The organism is Micromonospora sp. NPDC050695, assembly GCF_040654415.1.
Classification (GTDB): domain Bacteria; phylum Actinomycetota; class Actinomycetes; order Mycobacteriales; family Micromonosporaceae; genus Micromonospora.
Genome location: NZ_JBFAHZ010000022.1, coordinates 34994 through 52924, shown reverse-complemented (window position 1 = coordinate 52924; position 17931 = coordinate 34994). Strand labels below are relative to the sequence as shown.

General features: G+C 72.7%; 16 protein-coding genes. 6 read left to right on the top strand and 10 right to left on the bottom strand.

What is annotated here, in order from left to right:
• The first annotated feature begins 29 nt into the window (after window positions 1-29).
• The 3 genes from AB0H52_RS18505 (at window position 30) to AB0H52_RS18495 (ending at window position 2760) form a co-directional block, all read left to right on the top strand.
• Entirely contained in the window at window positions 30-380 is a 351-nt protein-coding gene (locus AB0H52_RS18505; RefSeq protein WP_151491579.1) for a S24/S26 family peptidase, read from the top strand.
• Between the two features lie 142 nt (window positions 381-522).
• Window positions 523-1701 (top strand): NADP-dependent malic enzyme, encoded by a 1179-nt coding sequence (locus tag AB0H52_RS18500; protein ID WP_151491580.1) that lies wholly within the window; start codon window positions 523-525, stop codon window positions 1699-1701.
• Window positions 1702-1797: 96 nt separating this feature from the next.
• The gene (locus AB0H52_RS18495) at window positions 1798-2760 is read left to right on the top strand and encodes a zinc-binding dehydrogenase (protein WP_151491581.1); all 963 of its coding nucleotides are present in this window, start codon (window positions 1798-1800) and stop codon (window positions 2758-2760) included.
• Between the two features lie 136 nt (window positions 2761-2896).
• Here AB0H52_RS18495 and AB0H52_RS18490 read toward each other — a convergent pair whose 3' ends face one another.
• The 3 genes from AB0H52_RS18490 to AB0H52_RS18480 form a co-directional block, all read right to left on the bottom strand.
• Window positions 2897-3862: a dienelactone hydrolase family protein gene (locus AB0H52_RS18490; protein ID WP_151491582.1), complete on the bottom strand. Its 966-nt coding sequence runs from the start codon at window positions 3860-3862 to the stop codon at window positions 2897-2899.
• A 114-nt stretch (window positions 3863-3976) separates the two neighbouring features.
• A complete protein-coding gene (locus AB0H52_RS18485) occupies window positions 3977-4501 on the bottom strand; it encodes an aminoglycoside adenylyltransferase (RefSeq protein WP_357948770.1) in 525 nt (174 codons plus the stop codon).
• 26 nt (window positions 4502-4527) lie between these two features.
• Window positions 4528-5424, bottom strand: coding sequence for an alpha/beta hydrolase (locus tag AB0H52_RS18480; RefSeq protein ID WP_357948767.1), 897 nt, complete (start codon window positions 5422-5424; stop codon window positions 4528-4530).
• 156 nt (window positions 5425-5580) lie between these two features.
• On the opposite strand from AB0H52_RS18480, the gene AB0H52_RS18475 reads away from it, so the two are divergent.
• The gene (locus tag AB0H52_RS18475; RefSeq protein ID WP_192580523.1) at window positions 5581-5754 is read left to right on the top strand and encodes a hypothetical protein; all 174 of its coding nucleotides are present in this window, start codon (window positions 5581-5583) and stop codon (window positions 5752-5754) included.
• 24 nt (window positions 5755-5778) lie between these two features.
• On the opposite strand, the gene AB0H52_RS18470 is transcribed toward AB0H52_RS18475, so the two are convergent.
• The 7 genes from AB0H52_RS18470 to AB0H52_RS18440 all read right to left on the bottom strand — a co-directional run bounded on the left by AB0H52_RS18470 (window position 5779) and on the right by AB0H52_RS18440 (window position 16049).
• The gene (locus AB0H52_RS18470) at window positions 5779-6894 is read right to left on the bottom strand and encodes an acetate kinase (RefSeq protein WP_357948764.1); all 1116 of its coding nucleotides are present in this window, start codon (window positions 6892-6894) and stop codon (window positions 5779-5781) included.
• Window positions 6891-8960, bottom strand: coding sequence for a phosphate acetyltransferase (pta, locus tag AB0H52_RS18465; RefSeq protein WP_151493176.1), 2070 nt, complete (start codon window positions 8958-8960; stop codon window positions 6891-6893). Before pta ends, AB0H52_RS18470 begins: the two co-directional genes overlap by 4 nt.
• Before the next feature lie 128 nt (window positions 8961-9088).
• Window positions 9089-9274: a DUF6104 family protein gene (locus AB0H52_RS18460; protein WP_088987811.1), complete on the bottom strand. Its 186-nt coding sequence runs from the start codon at window positions 9272-9274 to the stop codon at window positions 9089-9091.
• A 108-nt stretch (window positions 9275-9382) separates the two neighbouring features.
• Window positions 9383-13111, bottom strand: a complete 3729-nt coding sequence (locus AB0H52_RS18455; RefSeq protein WP_151492809.1) for a multifunctional oxoglutarate decarboxylase/oxoglutarate dehydrogenase thiamine pyrophosphate-binding subunit/dihydrolipoyllysine-residue succinyltransferase subunit — start codon at window positions 13109-13111, stop codon at window positions 9383-9385.
• A 396-nt stretch (window positions 13112-13507) separates the two neighbouring features.
• Entirely contained in the window at window positions 13508-14329 is an 822-nt protein-coding gene (locus tag AB0H52_RS18450) for an ABC transporter permease (RefSeq protein WP_151492810.1), read from the bottom strand.
• Complete coding sequence (locus tag AB0H52_RS18445) at window positions 14326-15261, bottom strand: ABC transporter ATP-binding protein (protein ID WP_151492811.1); 936 nt, start codon at window positions 15259-15261, stop codon at window positions 14326-14328. The genes AB0H52_RS18450 and AB0H52_RS18445 overlap by 4 nt, the downstream gene beginning before the upstream one ends.
• A 140-nt stretch (window positions 15262-15401) precedes the next feature.
• Entirely contained in the window at window positions 15402-16049 is a 648-nt protein-coding gene (locus tag AB0H52_RS18440; protein WP_151492812.1) for a hypothetical protein, read from the bottom strand.
• Window positions 16050-16200: 151 nt separating this feature from the next.
• Here AB0H52_RS18440 and AB0H52_RS18435 point away from each other — a divergent pair, with 151 nt between their 5' ends.
• Both AB0H52_RS18435 and AB0H52_RS18430 read left to right on the top strand, forming a co-directional pair.
• Window positions 16201-16980 (top strand): GNAT family N-acyltransferase, encoded by a 780-nt coding sequence (locus tag AB0H52_RS18435; RefSeq protein ID WP_151492813.1) that lies wholly within the window; start codon window positions 16201-16203, stop codon window positions 16978-16980.
• A complete protein-coding gene (locus tag AB0H52_RS18430) occupies window positions 16977-17915 on the top strand; it encodes a lysophospholipid acyltransferase family protein (protein WP_357948759.1) in 939 nt (312 codons plus the stop codon). Before AB0H52_RS18435 ends, AB0H52_RS18430 begins: the two co-directional genes overlap by 4 nt.
• The last annotated feature ends 16 nt before the right edge of the window (window positions 17916-17931 follow it).

Genomic DNA, 17931 nt, shown 5'->3' with positions numbered 1-17931 from the left:
GCTCCCCGAACCGGGTGGAGGTGAAACCAGTGCACGCCGATCACCCGGCGGAGGCGCCGCATCTGCGCGGGCCGCTGACGGCCGTTGCGGTGACCGGCCCGTCCATGGCGCCGACGCTGCGGCACGGCGACGCGCTGCTGGTCCGCCCGGGTGGCCGGCCGATCCGACCCGGTGACGTGGTGGTCGCCGTCTTCCGGACGCGTCCCGAGTTGCTGGTGGTGAAGCGGGCGGTCCGGCCGCAGGACGGCGGCTGGTGGCTCCGCGGGGACAACGACCTGGTCACCGACGACTCCCGGGCGTACGGGGTCGCCGACGTGCGGGGCAGGGTGGTGGCCCGCTACTGGCCACGCCCCGGACGGGTTCCTCGTCGCCCGGTATGACCCTGCTCACATCCGAGGGGCTGTGCCGACACTATGCTCGGAAAGTGCCCGGGTGACCCCCGCACCGCGTGCCACCGCTCGCCGCCCACCTCGCGGCCGGGCCGGCCGCCCCGTCTGCTCGACAGATCCTGGAGTCACCACCATGTCTTCGTCCACCATGGACCCCGCTGATCCCGTCTTCCAACTGCATCTGGGCGGCAAGATGGCCGTCGCCTCGACGGTGCCGCTCACCAGCCGGGAGGATCTCTCCCTCGCGTACACCCCGGGGGTGGCCCGGGTGTGTGAGGCGATCGCCGCCGACCCCGACCTGGCCGATGACTACACGTGGGCGTCGCACGCCGTCGCGGTGGTCACCGATGGCTCGGCGGTGCTCGGGCTCGGCAACATCGGCCCGCGTGCGGCGCTGCCGGTGATGGAGGGCAAGGCGGTGCTGTTCAAGCAGTTCGCCGGGGTGGACGCGGTGCCGGTCTGCCTGGACACCCAGGACGTGGACGAGATCGTCGCGGTGGTGCGGGCGCTGGCCCCCTCGTTCGGTGGGATCAACCTGGAGGACATCAGCGCGCCGCGCTGCTTCGAGATCGAGCGGCGGCTCGACGAGGCGCTGGACATCCCGGTCTTCCACGACGACCAGCACGGCACCGCGATCGTGGTGCTCGCCGCGCTGCGCAACGCCGCCACCCTGCTCAACCGCAAGCTCGGTGACCTGCGGGTCGCGGTGAGCGGGGCGGGCGCGGCCGGGGTCGCCGTGACGAAGATGCTCATCGCCGGGGGCGTCAACCCCGACCAGGTGGTGGTCTGCGACTCCAAGGGAATCATCGGCCGGCACCGCACCGAGCTGACCGGCACCAAGGCGGAGCTGGCGGCGAGCACCAACGCCGACGGCCGCCACGGCGACATCACCGAGGCGCTGCGCGGCGCGGACGTGCTGATCGGCGTCTCCGGGGGGCAGATCCCGGAGGCCGCCGTCGCCGGGATGGCACCCGGCGGGATCGTGTTCGCGCTGGCCAACCCGACTCCGGAGGTGCACCCCGAGGTGGCCGCCCGGCATGTCGCGGTCGTCGCCACCGGGCGCAGCGACTACCCCAACCAGATCAACAACGTGCTGGCGTTCCCCGGTGTGTTCCGGGGCGCGCTGGACGCCCGCGCCACCCGGATCACCGAGGCCATGAAGGTCGCCGCCGCCGACGCCATCGCCGGCGTGGTGGCCGAGTCGCTGACCGCCGAGGCGATCGTCCCGTCGCCACTCGACCCGCGGGTCGCCCCGGCCGTCGCCGAGGCGGTCGCCGAGGCCGCCCGCCGCGACGGTGTCGCCCGCCGGTAGGGGGACCCCGCTCCACGCCGCCGACCCGCGTGAAGGGGCCTTCCTGGCATCTCCGGCCAGGAAGGCCCCTTCTTAACGGGCGCTCAGCTTGTTACCGTGCCGATCATGCGTGCCGCCTTCGCCTCCCGCTTCGACGACGCCGACCCGCTCACCGCGCTCACCGTCGGTGAACGGCCCGAGCCGACCCACCCGGCCGACGACTGGGTGACCGTGGACCTGCGGGCCACCTCGCTCAACCACCACGACCTCTGGTCCCTGCGCGGGGTGGGGCTCACCGAGGCCCAACTGCCGATGATCCTCGGCTGCGACGCGGTGGGCGTGGACCCCGAGGGCAACGAGGTGGTCGTCTACCCGGTGGTGGTCACGCCGGGCGACCCGCGCGGGGTCTCCATCCTCTCCGAGTACTTCCCCGGCACCCTCGCCGAGCGGGTCGCCGTCCCCCGGTCGAACCTGATCCCGCTGCCCGCCGGCATGGCGGCGACCGACGCGGCGTGCCTGCCCACGGCCTGGCTCACCGCATGGCGGATGCTGACCACCAAAGGCCGCGTCGAGGACGCCGACAGCGTGCTGGTGCAGGGCGCCGGCGGTGGCGTCGCCACCGCCGCCGTCGCGCTCGCCGTCGCCATGGGCAAGCGGGTGTACGCGACCAGCCGCGACGCCGCCAAGCGGGAACGGATCACCGCGCTCGGCGCCACCGCCGTGGAACCCGGTGCGCGGCTGCCGGAACGGGTCGACGTGGTGATCGAGACGGTCGGCGCGGCCACCTTCGACCACTCGCTGAAGTCGGCCGCGCCGATGGCCCGGATCGTGGTCTCCGGTGCCACCGCCGGGCACGAGCCGACGGTCAACCTGCGTCGGGTCTTCGCCATGCAGCTGGAGATCCTGGGCACCTCGATGGGCACCCCGGGTGAGCTGTACGAGCTGTTGGCGTTCTGCGCCGACAACGCGGTGCGCCCGGTGGTGGACAGCGTGGTCCCGTTCAGCCGGGTCGAGAAGGCCTTCGCCCGCCTGCACTCCGGCGACACCTTTGGCAAGGTCGTCATCGACCACACGGCCTGACGCGCGTCCGGCCGTGTGGCCCGCGCCGCAAGATCGCACAACATCATGGAAACAGTGGCCTCAGAGTCGTGGGAGGCCACTGTTTCCTGGTTACTGCGCGATCATGAGCGGCCGGCGCGGCCGGCGCGTGCGGACGTCAGAGGTGATCGTCGAACGTGGCGATGTCGCCGCGCGTCGCGTCGGTGGAGATGCGCTTCTTGGCGGCGGCGTCGCCGTACAGCGACCAGCGCAGGAACTCGACGGACGTGTCCGAGACGACCCGCAACGTCGCGCCGTCGCTGAGCAGCGCCCGCCCGTGGTCGCCCTTGGGCAGGCTCAGCATCGCCTTCGGCCACGGCACCTTGTCGTACGCCGCCTTGCCCGCCGCGTAGTCCACGACCTCGTCCAGCTCCCCGTGCACGAACAACTGCGGCGCGGACGCACCGGCGAACGCGGTGCCCACGCCCAGCGCCGTGCCGGCGAACACCACCCCCGCGTCCAACCGCTCGTCCCGACTCGCGGTGAACAGGCCGATGGTGGTCACCCCGCCCGCCGAGTGCCCGGCCGCGGCCACCCGCTCGGCGTCCAGCCGGCCCCGCAACGCGTCGCCGGCCTTGCCGTTCAGCGCGAGCACCTGGTCCAGCGCGTACGACACGTCGGCCGGCTGGTTGAGCACGTCGAGGACGTTGTTGTCCGCGCCCCGGGAGGTGTGCGGGAACGTCGGCGCGGCCACCACGAAGCCCGCCGCCGCCCACCGGGTCAGCAGCGTGGCGTAGTCGTCCGGTCGCCCGCCCAGGCCGTGACTGAACATGACCACCGGAAACCGGCCCTCCGCCGCGGCCACCGACCGCTTGGCGACGCCGCCGGACTCCCCGTCGGCCGGATACCAGAGTGTCACCGGCAGCGCGCGACCCTCCCGGTTTAGCTTCAGCTGACGGACGCCGACCCCGAAGGCGCGCTCCGGGGCCTTTCCGGCCGGGACCTGCGGCGTCGGGGTGGCGGCGGGCTTCGGCTCGACCGGTGCCTGCCAGCTCTCGGCCTTGCCGGAGCCGCTGGAGCAGCCGACCAGACCGGCCATGAGCACGGCGCTGGCCAGCAGCGCGGGGGTGACGCGACGCGACATGGCCTCAATTGTGCCCTGCCCGGCCGGGCCGCCCGGCGAGGTTCGACGGGCTGTGCTCACCCCGTGACGGCGCCGAGGAACGACGCGCGCCCCTCCGCGAGCACCAGAGGCACGTCACCTGCCAGATCGGTGGGCCCGTAGCCGGGCCAGATCGTCGGCGTCCTTCGGTCGGCGGGGGCGCTCCGGCATCCAGACCGGGTACATCTGCTTGAACTCGATCTGGGCCGCCACCGAGATCGTCGGCACGGTGAGGGGACCGATCTGGCCGGGCGGAGCGTCCAGCAGCCCGACCGGCAGCGGGGTCCCGGCCCATGATCCGGCGCCCACGGTGGGCCGCCCGGCGGCGCCCCGACCCAGGTACGCGACGCTCACCTCCACGTCACCGGTGAACAGGTCGAGCTGCACCTCCACCGGCATCCGCGGGTCGGGACGCCAACCGCGGGCCAGCAGCAGCTCGGCCAGCCGGTCCGCGTCGTCGCGCCAGCAGTACCAGTCGACGTCGACGTGCGGGCGGGTCACGGCGCCGAGCTGGAAATCCATCGCCCAGCCGCCGCGCAGCCACACCGGTATGCCGGCCGGCCCGGTCACCGCGACCACCTCGGCGATGCTCGCCAGTTGGCGGCGCGCGAGCTCGTCCACCGGGCCACCGTACGGCGTCGGCCGGCTCAGTGGGCCGGGCGGGACTCGTAACGGGTCAGGGTGGGGGAGCCGGCGTCGGCGGGGAGGCGGGCGCCGGCCGCCTGATCGCCGTAGAGGGTCCAGCGCAGGAAGTCGGTGGTGGTGGCGAGGACCGGGGCGAAACCCGGGTGGCCCGGCGTGAGGTACGCGCCATGGTCCTGGCCGCGCAGGCTGAGGAACGCGGCCGGCCCGGGGGTACGCCCGTACGCGGCCCGGCCCACGGTCACCGGCACCACCGCGTCGGCCGTGCCGTGCACGAAGAGCACCGGTGCGGGCGGCCCGGCGAAGCTGCCCGGCAGTCCACCGCCGGCGATGACGATGCCGGCGCGCAACCGGGCGGGATGGCCCTCGCTGAACATGCCGGAGGTGGTGAAGCCGCCCGCCGAGTGCCCGGCAGCGGCGATCGACGTCAGGTCGAGGTGGCCGGCGAGCGGATCACCAGGTGCGCGGTCGACGCGGCCCAGGTGTCGGATCAGCCGCCACCCGTCGGCCGGCTGGTTACGGACGTCGGCGCGGGTGAAGTGCGCGGCGCCCTGCCGGGTGTGCGGGTACGCCGGTGCGGCCACCACGAAACCGGCTGCCGCCCAGCGGGTGGTCAGGCCGGCGTGCAGGTCGGGTCGGCTGTACAGCCCGTGGCTGTAGACCACCACCGGAAACCGCCCGGAGGCCACCCCGTCGGTCGAAGCCGGATACCAGATCGTCACCGGCAGGGGGCGCGCCGAGCGCGGATCGAGGGTGAGCGTACGCACGCCGACGGCGTACGACCCCTCGGGCGCCCGGCGCGCCGAGACCGGCCCGGTGGCCTCGCCGGCCACCGCGGTGGCGGGCGCGCAACCAGCCAGCAGTGCTGTCACCAGTACGGCCATGAGCCGCCCCGCCCCCATCGTTCCACGGTAGGTGCCCGGGCGTGCGTAGCGGCCCCGCCGTCCGGCCGGGCTGTACCCGCCACCCGGCCGGGTCGCCTCCGCCGGCCGGGTCGACCCGCCGGGGCGACGTGGGCGGGGGCGGTGCTCCGCGAACGGCTTCGCTATGGTCACCGGATGCCTGAGAACTACACCGACCCCAGCGGCAACACCGAGGCGTTCCGCGCCTTCTCCCAGACGCCGGAGGCCGCCGGCCCGGCGGACGCGCCGTCCCGCCTGCCGCTCATCGTCGGTGCGGCGGTGGTCATCGTGTTGCTGGTGGCCCTCGTCGCCTGGTTGGCGATGGGCTGATTTGGCGTACCCGGGACGGTGCGGTCAGGCCGCCTCGACCACGTCCCGGGTCTGCCGGGCGATCTCGCGTTCCTCGTCGGTGCGGATGACGCAGACGCTCACCTCGGCGCCGTCGGGTGAGATCACCCGGTCGCCCGTGCCGTCGTTGCGGGTGTCGTCGACGGCGATGCCGAGCCGGTGCAGGCCGGCCAGCGCGGCGGCCCGCACCGGCGCGGCATGCTCGCCGACCCCGGCGGTGAAGGCGATCGCGTCGACCTGGCCGAGCAGCGCGTAGTACGCCCCGACGTACCCGGTGATCCGCCGGCAGTACACGTCGAAGGCCAGCTCCGCCGCCCGGTCACCGGACGCCCGACGCTGGAGCACCTCGCGCATGTCGTTGGCGCCGGTGAGGCCGAGCAGGCCGCTGCGGTGGTTGAGCAGGTCGTCGATGTCGTCGACCGACAGCCCACCCTGCCGGCGTAGGTGGAAGATCACGGTCGGGTCGATGTCGCCGCTGCGGGTGCCCATCACCAGCCCCTCCAACGGGGACATGCCCATCGAGGTGGCCACGCTGCGGCCGTTGTGCACCGCGCAGGCGCTGGCCCCGTTGCCCAGGTGCAGGGTGATGGTGTTGAGCTGCTCGTACGGGCGGCCCAGCAGTTCGGCGGTGCGGCGGGAGACGTACGCGTGCGAGGTGCCGTGGAAGCCGTACCGGCGGATGTCGTACCGCTCGGCGGTGTCCCGGTCGATCGCGTACGTCGCGGCGGCCGCCGGCAGGGTGTGGTGGAACGCGGTGTCGAAGACGGCGACCTGCGGCACGTCCGGCAGTGCCGCGCGGGCCACCTCGATACCGGCCAGGTTCGCCGGGTTGTGCAGCGGAGCGAGCGGCACCAGGTCCCGGATCGCGGCCAGCACCGCCTCGTCGACCAGCACCGGCGCGCTGAACGTCCGGCCACCGTGCACCACCCGGTGCCCGACCGCCGTCAGCCCGGTGAGGTCCTGCTCGGCCAGGATCTGCCGGACCGCGCCGGCGTGGTCGGCCGGGCCGCCGCCGGGCTCACCGATGCGTTCCACGGTGCCCTGGTCGAGTGCCCGGTCACCGTCGTAGCGGCGCCACTTCACCGACGACGACCCGCAGTTGAGCACCAGCACCCGACTCACGAGGCCTCCTCGGTGGCCGCCTGGATGGCGGTGATCGCCACCGTGTTCACGATGTCCGGCACGGTGGCGCCCCGCGACAGGTCGTTCACCGGCCGCCGCAGCCCCTGCATCACCGGGCCGACGGCGACCGCCCCGGCGGAGCGCTGCACCGCCTTGTACGTGTTGTTGCCCGTGTTGAGGTCCGGGAAGATGAAGACCGTGGCGCGGCCGGCGACCGGGCTGCCCGGCAGTTTCGTGGCCGCCACCGCCGGGTCGATCGCCGCGTCGTACTGGATGGGCCCCTCGACGAGCAGGTCCGGCCGGCGCTCCCGGACCAGCGCGGTGGCCGTGGCGACCTTCTCCACGTCCGCGCCCGCGCCGGAGCTGCCGGTGGAGTACGACAGCATGGCCACCCGGGGTTCGATGCCGAACCGGGCGGCGGTGTCGGCCGACGAGATCGCGATGTCGGCGAGCTGGGCGGCGTCCGGGTCGCGGTTGACCGCGCAGTCGCCGTAGACCAGCACCCGGTCGGCGAGCAGCATGAAGAAGACGCTGGACGCCACCGAGACCTCCGGCACGGTTCGGATGATCTCGAACGCCGGCCGGATGGTCGCGGCGGTGGTGTGCGTCGCGCCGGACACCATGCCGTCGGCCCGTCCGGTGGCCACCATCAGCGTGCCGAAGTAGTTCGCCTGGGCCACGATGTCGTGCGCCAGCTCGGTGGTGACGCCCCGGTGGGCGCGCAGCCGCGCGTACTCGGCGGCGAAGCCGTCCCGCCAGCCGCTGGTGACCGGGTCGACGACGCTCGCGTCGCCGAGGTCGATGCCCAGCTCGCGGGTGCGCCGGGCGATGTCGTCCGGCCGCCCGAGCAGGGTCAGCTCGGCGACCCCCCGGCGCAGCAGGATCTCCGCCGCCCGCAGGATCCGCTCCTCGGAGCCCTCCGGCAGCACCAGGTGCCGGGGCTGCGAGCGGGCCCGGTCGATCAACTCGTTCTCGAACATCAGCGGGGTGACCCGGGTCGACCGGCTGACCCGCAGTCGGCGGGCCAGGTCGTCGGTGTCCACGCAGCGCTCGAACGCCCCCAGCGCTGCCTCCACCTTGCGCGGGTTGGCGACGCTGGGCCGGCCCTCGATGCGACTGGACGCGGCCACCGTGTCGTAGCTGTCGCTGCCCACGGACAGCACCGCCAGCCCGGTGTTCAACCCTTCCACCAGCCGCATCACCCGGGGGTCGGGCTGCTCGCCGAGGGTCAGCACCAGCCCGGCCACCGACACCTGCCCGGCGACGTGCGCGGCGCTCGCGGCGACGAGCAGGTCGGCCCGGTCCCCGGGGGTGATCACCAGGGCGCCCTCGGTGAGGTGGCTCAGCAGGGTCGGCACGTGCGCGGCGCCGACCACGAAGTCCAGCACGTCCCGGCCGAGCGCGGCGTCGTCACCGGCGAGCAGCGTGGCGCCGAGCGCCGCCGCCACCTCGGCCACCGTCGGCGCCGACACGCTCGGCACCTCCGGGATGGCGTACGCGGGCACCGGCAGCTCGGGCAGCGTCATCGGCTCGGCGACCCGGTTGGCGATCACCGCGAGCACGGTCGCGCCCAGGTCGGCCAGATCGTGGTACGCCCCGCGCATCGCCGACGCGACGGCCGCCGGCGCCTGCCCGAAGCCGTCCACCACCGGTACCACCACGCTGCCGAACTCGGTGGCCAGCCGGGCGTTGAAGGCCAGCTCCCGGGGTCGGGCCGAGTCGCCCGGATCGTCGAAGTCGCTGCCCACCACGACGACCGCCGGGCACTGCCGCTCCACCGTCCGGTAGCGCTCCACGATCGCGGAGATCAGCTCTTCCCGCCGGCCGTCGGCGACCAGCGTGGCCGCCTCGGCGTACGTCGCCCCGGCCAGCTCGGTGAGCGGCAGCTCGACCCGGTAGCGCTCGCTGAGCAGGGCGAGGATCGGGTCCGGTCCGGTGTCGGCGACCAGCGGCCGGAACACGCCGATCCGCCCCACCTGACGGGACAGCAACTCCGCCAGCCCGAGGGCGACGGTCGACTTGCCCCCGCCCGACCCCACGCTAGTCAGATACACACTTCGGGCCACAGCCCCACCCTAGAAGATCGCGAGACCCCCCACCCGGGCCCTCCGACCCTCCCGCCTCGGTGATCAAGAGGTTTGCGTCACGATCGGGGCCGCTGGTGACGCAAACCTCTTGATCACCACCGGGGGGTTCAGGCGTCGTCGTCGTCGGGGTCGTCCAGGCGGGCCAGGTAGGTGGCCAGGCGTTCGATGGGGGTTTCGAAGTCGGGGTTGAGGTCGACGAAGTCGCGCAGGCGCTCACCCAGCCACTCCAGGGTCACCTGCTCGTCGCCCCGGCGCTCGACCAGCTCCTCGATGCCACGGTCGGTGAAGTACACGGCGTACGTCCTCATGCGTCGGCCCGGCGCGGGCCGGGCGGTTGGACCGACGGAGCGGGGCAGGACCGTCGTGAACGGCCCTGCCCCGGCTCTCGCGGTGCGATCAGGTCACGGGCGGGGGAGAGCCGCCTCGATCAGCGCGGTCTGCTCGACCTCGTGGGTCTTGGCCGAGCCGACCGCCGGGGCGGCCGCCGCCGGGCGGGAGATCCGCCGCAGCCGGACGTCCGTGAGGTGCTCCAGCAGGTTGAGCGCGACGAACGACCAGGCGCCCTGGTTGGCCGGCTCCTCCTGGACCCAGGCGAAGTCCTCCGCGTTCGGGAACTGCGCCAGGGCGGCCCGGATCTCCTCCACCGGCAGCGGGTACAGCTGCTCGATCCGGATGATCGCCGTGTCGGTGACGCCGCGCTCCTGCCGGGCCTGGAACAGGTCGTAGTAGACCTTGCCGGAGCAGAGCAGCACCCGCTTCACGGCCTCCGGTGCCGGTGCGGCCGTGTCGCGCAGCACCGGCTGGAAGGTGCCGGTGGTGAAGTCCTCCACCGGGGAGACACAGAGCTTGTGCCGCAGCAGCGACTTCGGCGTGAACACCACCAGCGGCTTGCGCTTGGGCGACAGGGCCTGGCGGCGCAGCAGGTGGAAGTAGTTCGCCGGGGTCGTCGGGATGGACACCCGCATGTTGTCCTCGGCGCACATCTGCAGGAACCGCTCCGGCCGGCCGGACGTGTGGTCCGGACCCTGGCCCTCGTGGCCGTGCGGCAGCAGCAGGGTGACCGCGGAGCGCTGACCCCACTTCACCTCGCCCGACGAGATGAACTCGTCGATCACCGACTGGGCGCCGTTGACGAAGTCGCCGAACTGGGCCTCCCAGGCGACCAGGGCGTTGATGTTCTCCACCGAGTAGCCGTACTCGAAGCCCATCGCGGCGTACTCGCTGAGCAGCGAGTCGTGTACGAAGAACCGGGAGCGCTCGCCATCGCCGGTGAGCGACTTCAACGGCAGGTAGTCCTCGCCGGTGCGGGAGTCGACCACCGAGGCGTGCCGCTGGACGAACGTACCGCGACGCGAATCCTGCCCGGCGAGCCGGACGGTGACCCCGTCGTGCAGCAGCGCGCCCAGCGCGATGATCTCGCCGAAGCCCCAGTCGATGTTGCCCTCGACGGACATCTTGGCCCGCCGGTCGAGCAGCTGCTGGATCCGCTTGTGCGGGGTGAAGCCCTCCGGCAGGTTGATGTGCGCCTCGCCGATCGCCTTCACGACGGCGGCGTCGGTGGCGGTGTCGACCTGCGGCTCCGGCTCCTCCTCGCGGCGCGGCCGGTTGAGCTGGCGCGGCGCGGCGGCGGCGTCCCGGGTGGCCTTGAAGACCTTCTCCAGCTGCGACTGGTAGTCGCGCAGCAGCTCCTCCGCGTCCTCCACGGTGATGTCGCCGCGACCGATCAGCTCCTCGGTGTAGAGCTTGCGCACCGAACGCTTCGAGTCAATGATCTTGTACATCTGGGGGTTGGACATCGACGGGTCGTCGCCCTCGTTGTGCCCGCGCCGGCGGTAGCAGACCATGTCGATCACGACGTCCTTGTTGAACGCCTGCCGGTACTCGAAGGCCAGCCGGGCCACCCGGACCACGGCCTCCGGGTCGTCGCCGTTGACGTGGAAGATCGGCGCCTGGATCATCCGGGCCACGTCGGTGCTGTAGAGACTGGACCGGCTGTACTCCGGGGCGGTGGTGAAGCCGACCTGGTTGTTGACCACCACGTGCACGGTGCCACCGGTGCGGTAGCCGCGCAGCTGCGACAGGTTGAGGGTCTCGGCGACCACGCCCTGCCCGGCGAACGCGGCGTCACCGTGCACCGCCAGCGGCAGCACGGTGTAACCCTCCAGCTTGAGGTCGATCCGGTCCTGCTTGGCCCGGACGATGCCCTCCAGCACCGGGTCGACGGCCTCCAGGTGCGACGGGTTGGCCACCAGCGACACCTTGACGTTGTGCTCGCCGTCCGGGGTGGTGAACTTGCCGTTCTGGCCCAGGTGGTACTTCACGTCGCCGGAGCCCTGCGTCGAGCGCGGGTCCAGGTGACCCTCGAACTCGGAGAAGATCTTCTCGTACGGCTTGCCGACGATGTTGGCGAGCACGTTGAGCCGACCCCGGTGCGCCATGCCGATGACGACCTCGTCCAGCCCGCTCTCGGCGGAGGACTCCAGCACCTCGCCGAGCAGCGGGATCAGCGATTCGCCGCCCTCCAGCGAGAAGCGCTTCTGGCCGACGTACTTGGTCTGCAGGAAGGTCTCGAACGCCTCGGCGGCGTTGAGGCGGTTGAGCACGTGCTTCTGCTCGTCGGCGGACGGCTTCTCGTACTTGCGCTCGATCCGTTCCTGGATCCAGCGCCGCTCCTCCGGGTCCTGGATGTGCATGTACTCGATGCCCACCCGGCGGCAGTACGAGTCGCGCAGCACGCCCAGGATCTCGCGCAGCTTCATCCGCTGGCGGCCGGCGAAGCCGTTCACCGGGAACTCGCGGTCCAGGTCCCACAGGGTCAGCCCGTGCTGGAGGACGTCCAGGTCGGGGTGCTTGCGGATGGTGAATTCCAGCGGGTCGGTGTCGGCCATCAGGTGGCCGCGCACCCGGTACGCGTGGATCAGCTCGTGCACCCGGGCGGTCTTGTTGATCTGACCCTCGGAGTTGACCGCCACGTCGCGGACCCAGCGCACCGGCTCGTACGGGATGCGCAGCGAGGTGAAGATCTGGTCGTAGAAGCCGTGCTCGCCCAGGATCAGCTCGTGCATGACCTTGAGGAACTCGCCGGACTGCGCGCCCTGGATGATCCGGTGGTCGTACGTGCTGGTCAGCGTGATGATCTTGCTGACCGCCAGCTCGGCGAGGGTGGCCTCGGACATGCCCTGGTAGGGGGCCGGGTACTCCATCGCGCCGACACCGATGATCGCGCTCTGCCCCTGCATGAGCCGCGGCATCGAGTGCACGGTGCCGATGCCGCCCGGGTTGGTCAGCGAGATCGTGGTGCCGGAGTAGTCCTCCATGGTCAGCTCGTTGCGCCGCGCCCGCCGGACCACGTCCTCGTACGCCTGCCAGAACTGCCGGAAGTCCATCTGCTCGCAACCCTTGATGGAGGGGACCACCAGGTTGCGGGTGCCGTCCGGCTTGGCCAGGTCGATCGCGATGCCGAGGTTGACGTGCGCCGGGCGGACCACCGCCGGCTTGCCGTTGGCCTCCGCGTAGGAGTTGTTCATCTCGGGGTGCTGGACCAGCGCCCGCACCATCGCGTAGCCGACCAGGTGGGTGAAGCTGACCTTGCCACCTCGCCCGCGGGCGAGGTGGTTGTTGATCACGATGCGGTTGTCGACCAGCAGCTTCGCCGGGACCGCGCGGACGCTGGTCGCGGTGGGCACGCTCAGCGAGGCGTCCATGTTCTGGACGATCTTCGCGGCGACGCCACGCAGCGGCGTGGTCTGCGGACCGTCGGCGGTCGGGGCGGCGGCCTTGGCGGCCGGCTTGGCCGGGGCGGTCTTCTCCGGCGCGGCCTTCGTCGGTGCGGCCGCGGCGGCCGGCTTGGCCGGGGCGGCGGGCTGTGCGGCGGCGGCCGGCTGGCTGACCGTGGCGGCCGCCTCCGGCTGGCCGTCCGGCTCGGGCGCGGCGGCCGGCTTGCCCGACGCCTCAGCGGCGCGCGGTGTGCCGGCGCCCGGTGCCGGTCGATAGTCGGCGAAGAAGTCGTGCCAGGCCGAATCGACGCTCGTTGGGTCGGCGAGGTACCGCTGGTACATTTCCTCGACGATCCACTCGTTCGGGCCGAAACCCGCCAGTGGGTTCTCCTGCGAAGTCTGCTGGGTCGACACGGCCGGTAATCGCCTCTTTCACGCGGGTTGTGTGTCACGCGGTGTCCGTCGCGTCCAGTAAAGGACCACGGACAGGACGACTCCCAGGCTACGCCGTACGGATCCCGCAGGCATTTCCGCCTCGGTCGGGTGGCCGGTTTCACAGAAGATGCCAGAAGTTCAGCAAACCCTGCGTGGTCGGCCACCGGCTGGTAAGGCGGGACTGAGTACGGGTGTGGATGTCCGAAGCGCGGCCGTGCGGCCACCGGGCTCCTGATCGGCCACACTCCCGCCGACCAGGAGCCCGGCCCGGCGATCACGCAGTGCATCCCGCGCAGCGGCGGCCGAGGCTGCCCGGGCGGGTGACCCGACGGACCGGGGTGGCGGCCGTGCCGCCGCCACCCCGGGACCTGTCCGTCAGGAGATGTCGCGCCGACGCAGCAGCAGGCTGCCGGCCACGCCGGTGACCACCGCGTACCCGATCAGCACGGCGGCGCCGGCCCAGCGCGGCGGGTTGCCGGGAATCTCCGTCCCGGTGACCATCAGCGACGAGGCCAGCGACGGCACCAGCAGTTGCAGGTTGTTGATCCAGTCACCCCACCGGTTGGCCAGGATGCTGATCACCAGGATGGCACCGATCGAGCCGCCCAGGTAGAGCAGGATGCCGGTCACGGTGGCGCCGATCTGGCTGCGGATCAGCACGCCGATGCCGACGCCGAACACCGCCCAGAGCAGGTACGCGAGCAGGTTCAACCCGATCGCCCGCCAGGCTGCGTCGTTGCCCAGTTGCGACTCCACCCCGACCGCGTTCAGCACCGCCGACCCGGCGATCAGGTTGAACACGGTGGTGACCAGCCAGAACAGAAACGCCAGCACGCCCGCCGCGACCAGCTTGGCGATCATCACCGCGGTGCGGTGCGGTGCGGTGAGGAACGTGGTGGTGACCGTCTGGTGGAAGAACTCGCTGGTCACCACGATGATGCCGAGCAGCATGATGATGAGCAGGCCGAAGAACTGCCCGGTGGTGAACAGGTTCGACGAGAGCGCGTCGGGGGTGGCCGCGGCCTCGAACTGGGCGGCCTGGTCGCCCACCTCGGCGGGGTTGGTGCTGGTGAGGGCATCGGCCTGCAACCAGTTGATGAGCAGCGTGAGCGCCCACAGCGGCAGGCTGATCAGCGCGAAGACCCACCAGGTGTTGGTCGTACGGATCTTGAGCAGCTCGGATCGGACCAGGTTCATCGAATGCCCGCCTTTCCGGCCGTCAGCTCCAGGAAGACCCGTTCCAGATCGGGCCGTTCGGTGGTCAGTTCGTGCAGCTCGACGCCGGCGGCCAGGGCGGCCCGGCCGATCGTCGGGGCGTCCACCCCGGAGACCAGCAGGACGCCGTGCTCGTCGGTGGTGACGGTGGCCGACTGCGCCTTCAGCGCGGTGGTCAGCGCCTCGGCCTGCGGAGTGCGGACCCGCACCTGGGCGCCCTGCGCCATCGACCCGAGGACCTGCTCGACGGGACCCTGCCGGACCAGCTGCCCGGCTGCGATGATCACCACGTCGTCGGCGAGCAACTGCATCTCCGACAGCAGGTGGCTGGAGACCAGCACGGTGCGGCCCTCGTGGGCGAGGTTCTTGAGGAACCCGCGCATCCACCGGATGCCCTCCGGGTCGAGGCCGTTGGCCGGCTCGTCGAGGATCAGCACCCGCGGGTCACCGAGCATCGCGGCGGCGATACCGAGCCGCTGCTTCATGCCCAGCGAGTAGCCCTTGAACTTGCGCTTCGCCGCCGGGGTCAACCCGACCAGCTCCAGTACCTCGTCGGCCCGCGTCCTGGGCAGTCCGGCCGCCGCGCAGATCACCCGCAGGTGGTTGATGCCGGTGCGGCCCTTGTGCGCGCTGGACGCCTCCAGGATCGCGCCGACGTGCCGCAGCGGGTCGGCGAGGTCGGCGTACCGGTGGCCGCTGATGGTGGCCGTGCCGGCGGTCGGCGTGACCAGGTTCAGCAGCATCCGCAGCGTGGTCGTCTTGCCGGCGCCGTTCGGGCCGAGGAAGCCGGTCACCCGCCCCGGCGCGACGGTGAAGGACAGGTTGTTCACCGCCCGGACGTTCTTGTACTGCTTCGTCAGACCGGACACCACGATCTGACCGTCGCTGGTGGGGCTTCGCTGCCCGTCAGTCATCGTTCTCCTCCCGTGCGTGGCGTCGAGGTACGCCGTGGCACAGCGTGACGGTCCCGGGCAACAAGGTCAATCAGGCGCGGTCCGTACGGCGTGGTCCGTCTCCGGGCGGAGACACCTCATCCCCGCGGACGACATCGGGGTCAGCGGGCGATCCAGGTGGCCCGGGCCACGCCCAGCAGCGCGCCGTCCGGTCCGTACAGGCTGGTGTGCACCAACGCCTTGCGGCGGTCCACGCCGATCAGCGCACCGGTCACCACGCACTCGTCGCCCGGCGCCGGCCGCGCCGCGATCACCGCGGCGATCCGGCCGAGCAGGTACGGGCGGCCCGGCGCGAGCACCGTCCAGCCGCCGGGGCAGTCCAGTGCCGCCCAGAGGGTGGCGTCGCTGACCTGATCGGGTGCGCGCACCGGCGCGGCGGTCCGGCCGTCCGGCAGCCGACCCGGGAAGATCCGCAGCCCGTCGGTCCGGTCCGGCCCGCACACGTAGCAACCCGGAAACGGATGCTCGACCAGGCCGGGGTAGCGGGCCGCCGCGGCGACCGCGGTGTCCAGGTCGACCGGGGGTACGACGGCGTCGACCGTCTCGACGGGGCGTACCACGGCCACCAGCTCGCCGGCCGGATCGCGGACCTCGCCGCCGGTGAGGCTCAGCTCGGTGTCCAGCGGTGGCGGTCGGCGCAGCGTCACCTCGACCGGCCCGGTGCCACCGGCCGCGGCGGCGAAGACCCCCGCACTCCAGCCGCCGTTGCCGGAGCCGGGAGGCCCGTTGTAGCGGGACTCGATGAGCATCGTCGACCTCCGGTGGGGGCGTGCCGGCGCCGTCGCCGGTCCGTCCCGCAGCCTCGCACGGCCGACGTGGGACGCATCTGCCGGCCGGCGTTCATCCTGCCGACACCAGTGGTGCCCGTGGATGGCAACCCGAGGCACTTACACAGATCCCATGGCCGTTCTGCATGCCGCTGGCGCACCCCTGACGACCAGCGGATACACCCTGCTGATCGCCGACGACCCCACCCAGGTCGCGGCCGCGCAACGCCTGCGCCACGAGGTGTTCGCCACCGAACTCGGCGCCACCCTCATGCCCGGTGCGGCCGGGCTGGACGTGGACCCCTTCGACGCACACTGCGACCACCTCATCGTCCGGGAGGACAGCACCGGCGAGGTGGTCGGCACGTACCGGCTGCTGCCGCCGGGCCGCACCGCCCGGCGGTACGCCGAGGACGAGTTCGACCTCGCCGCGCTCGACCCGCTCCGCGACGACCTCGTCGAGGCGGGACGGTCCTGCGTACACCCGGACCACCGCTCGGGCGCGGTCATCAACCTGATGTGGGCGGGCATCACCCGGTACCTGCACCTGCGCGGCTCCCGCTGGCTCGGCGGCTGCGCCTCGGTGCCGGTGGCCGACGGCGGTCGTACGGTCGCCGGGGTGTGGGCACAGGCGCAGGCCCGGCACCTGTCGCCGCCGCCGCTGCGGGTCCGCCCGTTGCGTCCCTGGTTCGCCGAGCCGGCCGCCGCCGTCGACGCGGCGACGGCGGGCGAGCCGGCCGGCCGCGTCGCCGTGCCGCCGCTGCTGCGCGGCTACCTGCGGCTCGGCGCGTGGATCTGCGGCGAACCGTCGTACGACCCCGACTTCGGGTGCGCGGACTTCTACGTGCTCTTCTCCCTGGATCGGATGAACCCGCGCTACCTGCGGCACTTCCTGGGCGAGGCGGAGCAGTGACCGCCGTTGCGCACGACCTGTGGCGGCCCTCCTCCGGATGCGACGAGGAGTGCCTGCCGGCGGCCGGCGAGGTGCCCACCGTGCCGGTGGCCCGCCGGGTGCTCCGGCTGGTCGCGGCGGCCGGCATGCTGCTGGCCGGTGTCGGTCTGGTGGTGCTGCTGCCCGTACTCCCGTCCCAGGAGCGGCAGGCGGCGATGCGCGGCTGGGCGCGGGGCACCGCGCGGGCGTTCGGCGTCCGCCTGGTGATCCGGGGACGGCTGCCCCGCCGGCGGGCGCTGCTGGTCGCCAACCACGTGTCGTGGCTGGACATCCTCGCGGTACTGGCGGTGGCACCGACCCGGATGGTGGCGAAGCGGGAGGTCCGATCCTGGCCGGTGGTCGGCATGCTGGCCGCCGCGGCGGGCACGGTCTTCGTGGACCGGTCACGGCCACGGGACCTGCCGGCCACCGTGCGCCGGCTCGCCGACGCGCTGCGCGCCGGCCGGTCGGTGGCGGTGTTCCCGGAGGGTACGACCTGGTGTGCGGGTGACGGTGCGGCCGACTGCCGCCCCAGCGGAGGGTTCCGTCCCGCGATGTTCCAGGCGGCCATCGACGCGGGCAGCCCGGTGGTGCCGCTGCGGTTGGGCTACCGGTGCGAGGTCACCGGCTCGCCGACCACGGCGGCGGCCTTCCTCGGGGCGGACACCCTGCTGCGTTCGGTTGCCCGGGTGGTCTCGGCACGGGAGCTGGTGGTCTCGGTGACGATCGCCGGCGCGCTGCACCCGGCCCGCGACGCCGACCGGCGGTTGCTGGCCCGGGCCGCCGAGTCGGCCGTACACCTGGTGCCCGCGGCGGGTGCCGCCACGCGGACCCGGCTGCGGCCGGTGCCCACCCTGCCACCGGCCGTCACGGCGCTGCCGCCGGCCATCGGCCAGGACCTCGACCTGGCGGCCTGAGGAGCCCGCCCCGCCC

Excerpts from the sequence above, each read along its gene's own strand:
- AB0H52_RS18500 (WP_151491580.1), top strand. The coding sequence starts at position 523 with ATGTCTTCGTCCACCATGGACCCCGCTGATCCCGTCTTCCAACTGCAT.
- AB0H52_RS18490 (WP_151491582.1), bottom strand. The coding sequence starts at position 3,862 with ATGTCGCGTCGCGTCACCCCCGCGCTGCTGGCCAGCGCCGTGCTCATG.
- AB0H52_RS18480 (WP_357948767.1), bottom strand. The coding sequence starts at position 5,424 with ATGGGGGCGGGGCGGCTCATGGCCGTACTGGTGACAGCACTGCTGGCT.
- AB0H52_RS18475 (WP_192580523.1), top strand. The coding sequence starts at position 5,581 with ATGCCTGAGAACTACACCGACCCCAGCGGCAACACCGAGGCGTTCCGC.
- AB0H52_RS18450 (WP_151492810.1), bottom strand. The coding sequence starts at position 14,329 with ATGAACCTGGTCCGATCCGAGCTGCTCAAGATCCGTACGACCAACACC.
- AB0H52_RS18445 (WP_151492811.1), bottom strand. The coding sequence starts at position 15,261 with ATGACTGACGGGCAGCGAAGCCCCACCAGCGACGGTCAGATCGTGGTG.
- AB0H52_RS18440 (WP_151492812.1), bottom strand. The coding sequence starts at position 16,049 with ATGCTCATCGAGTCCCGCTACAACGGGCCTCCCGGCTCCGGCAACGGC.
- AB0H52_RS18435 (WP_151492813.1), top strand. The coding sequence starts at position 16,201 with ATGGCCGTTCTGCATGCCGCTGGCGCACCCCTGACGACCAGCGGATAC.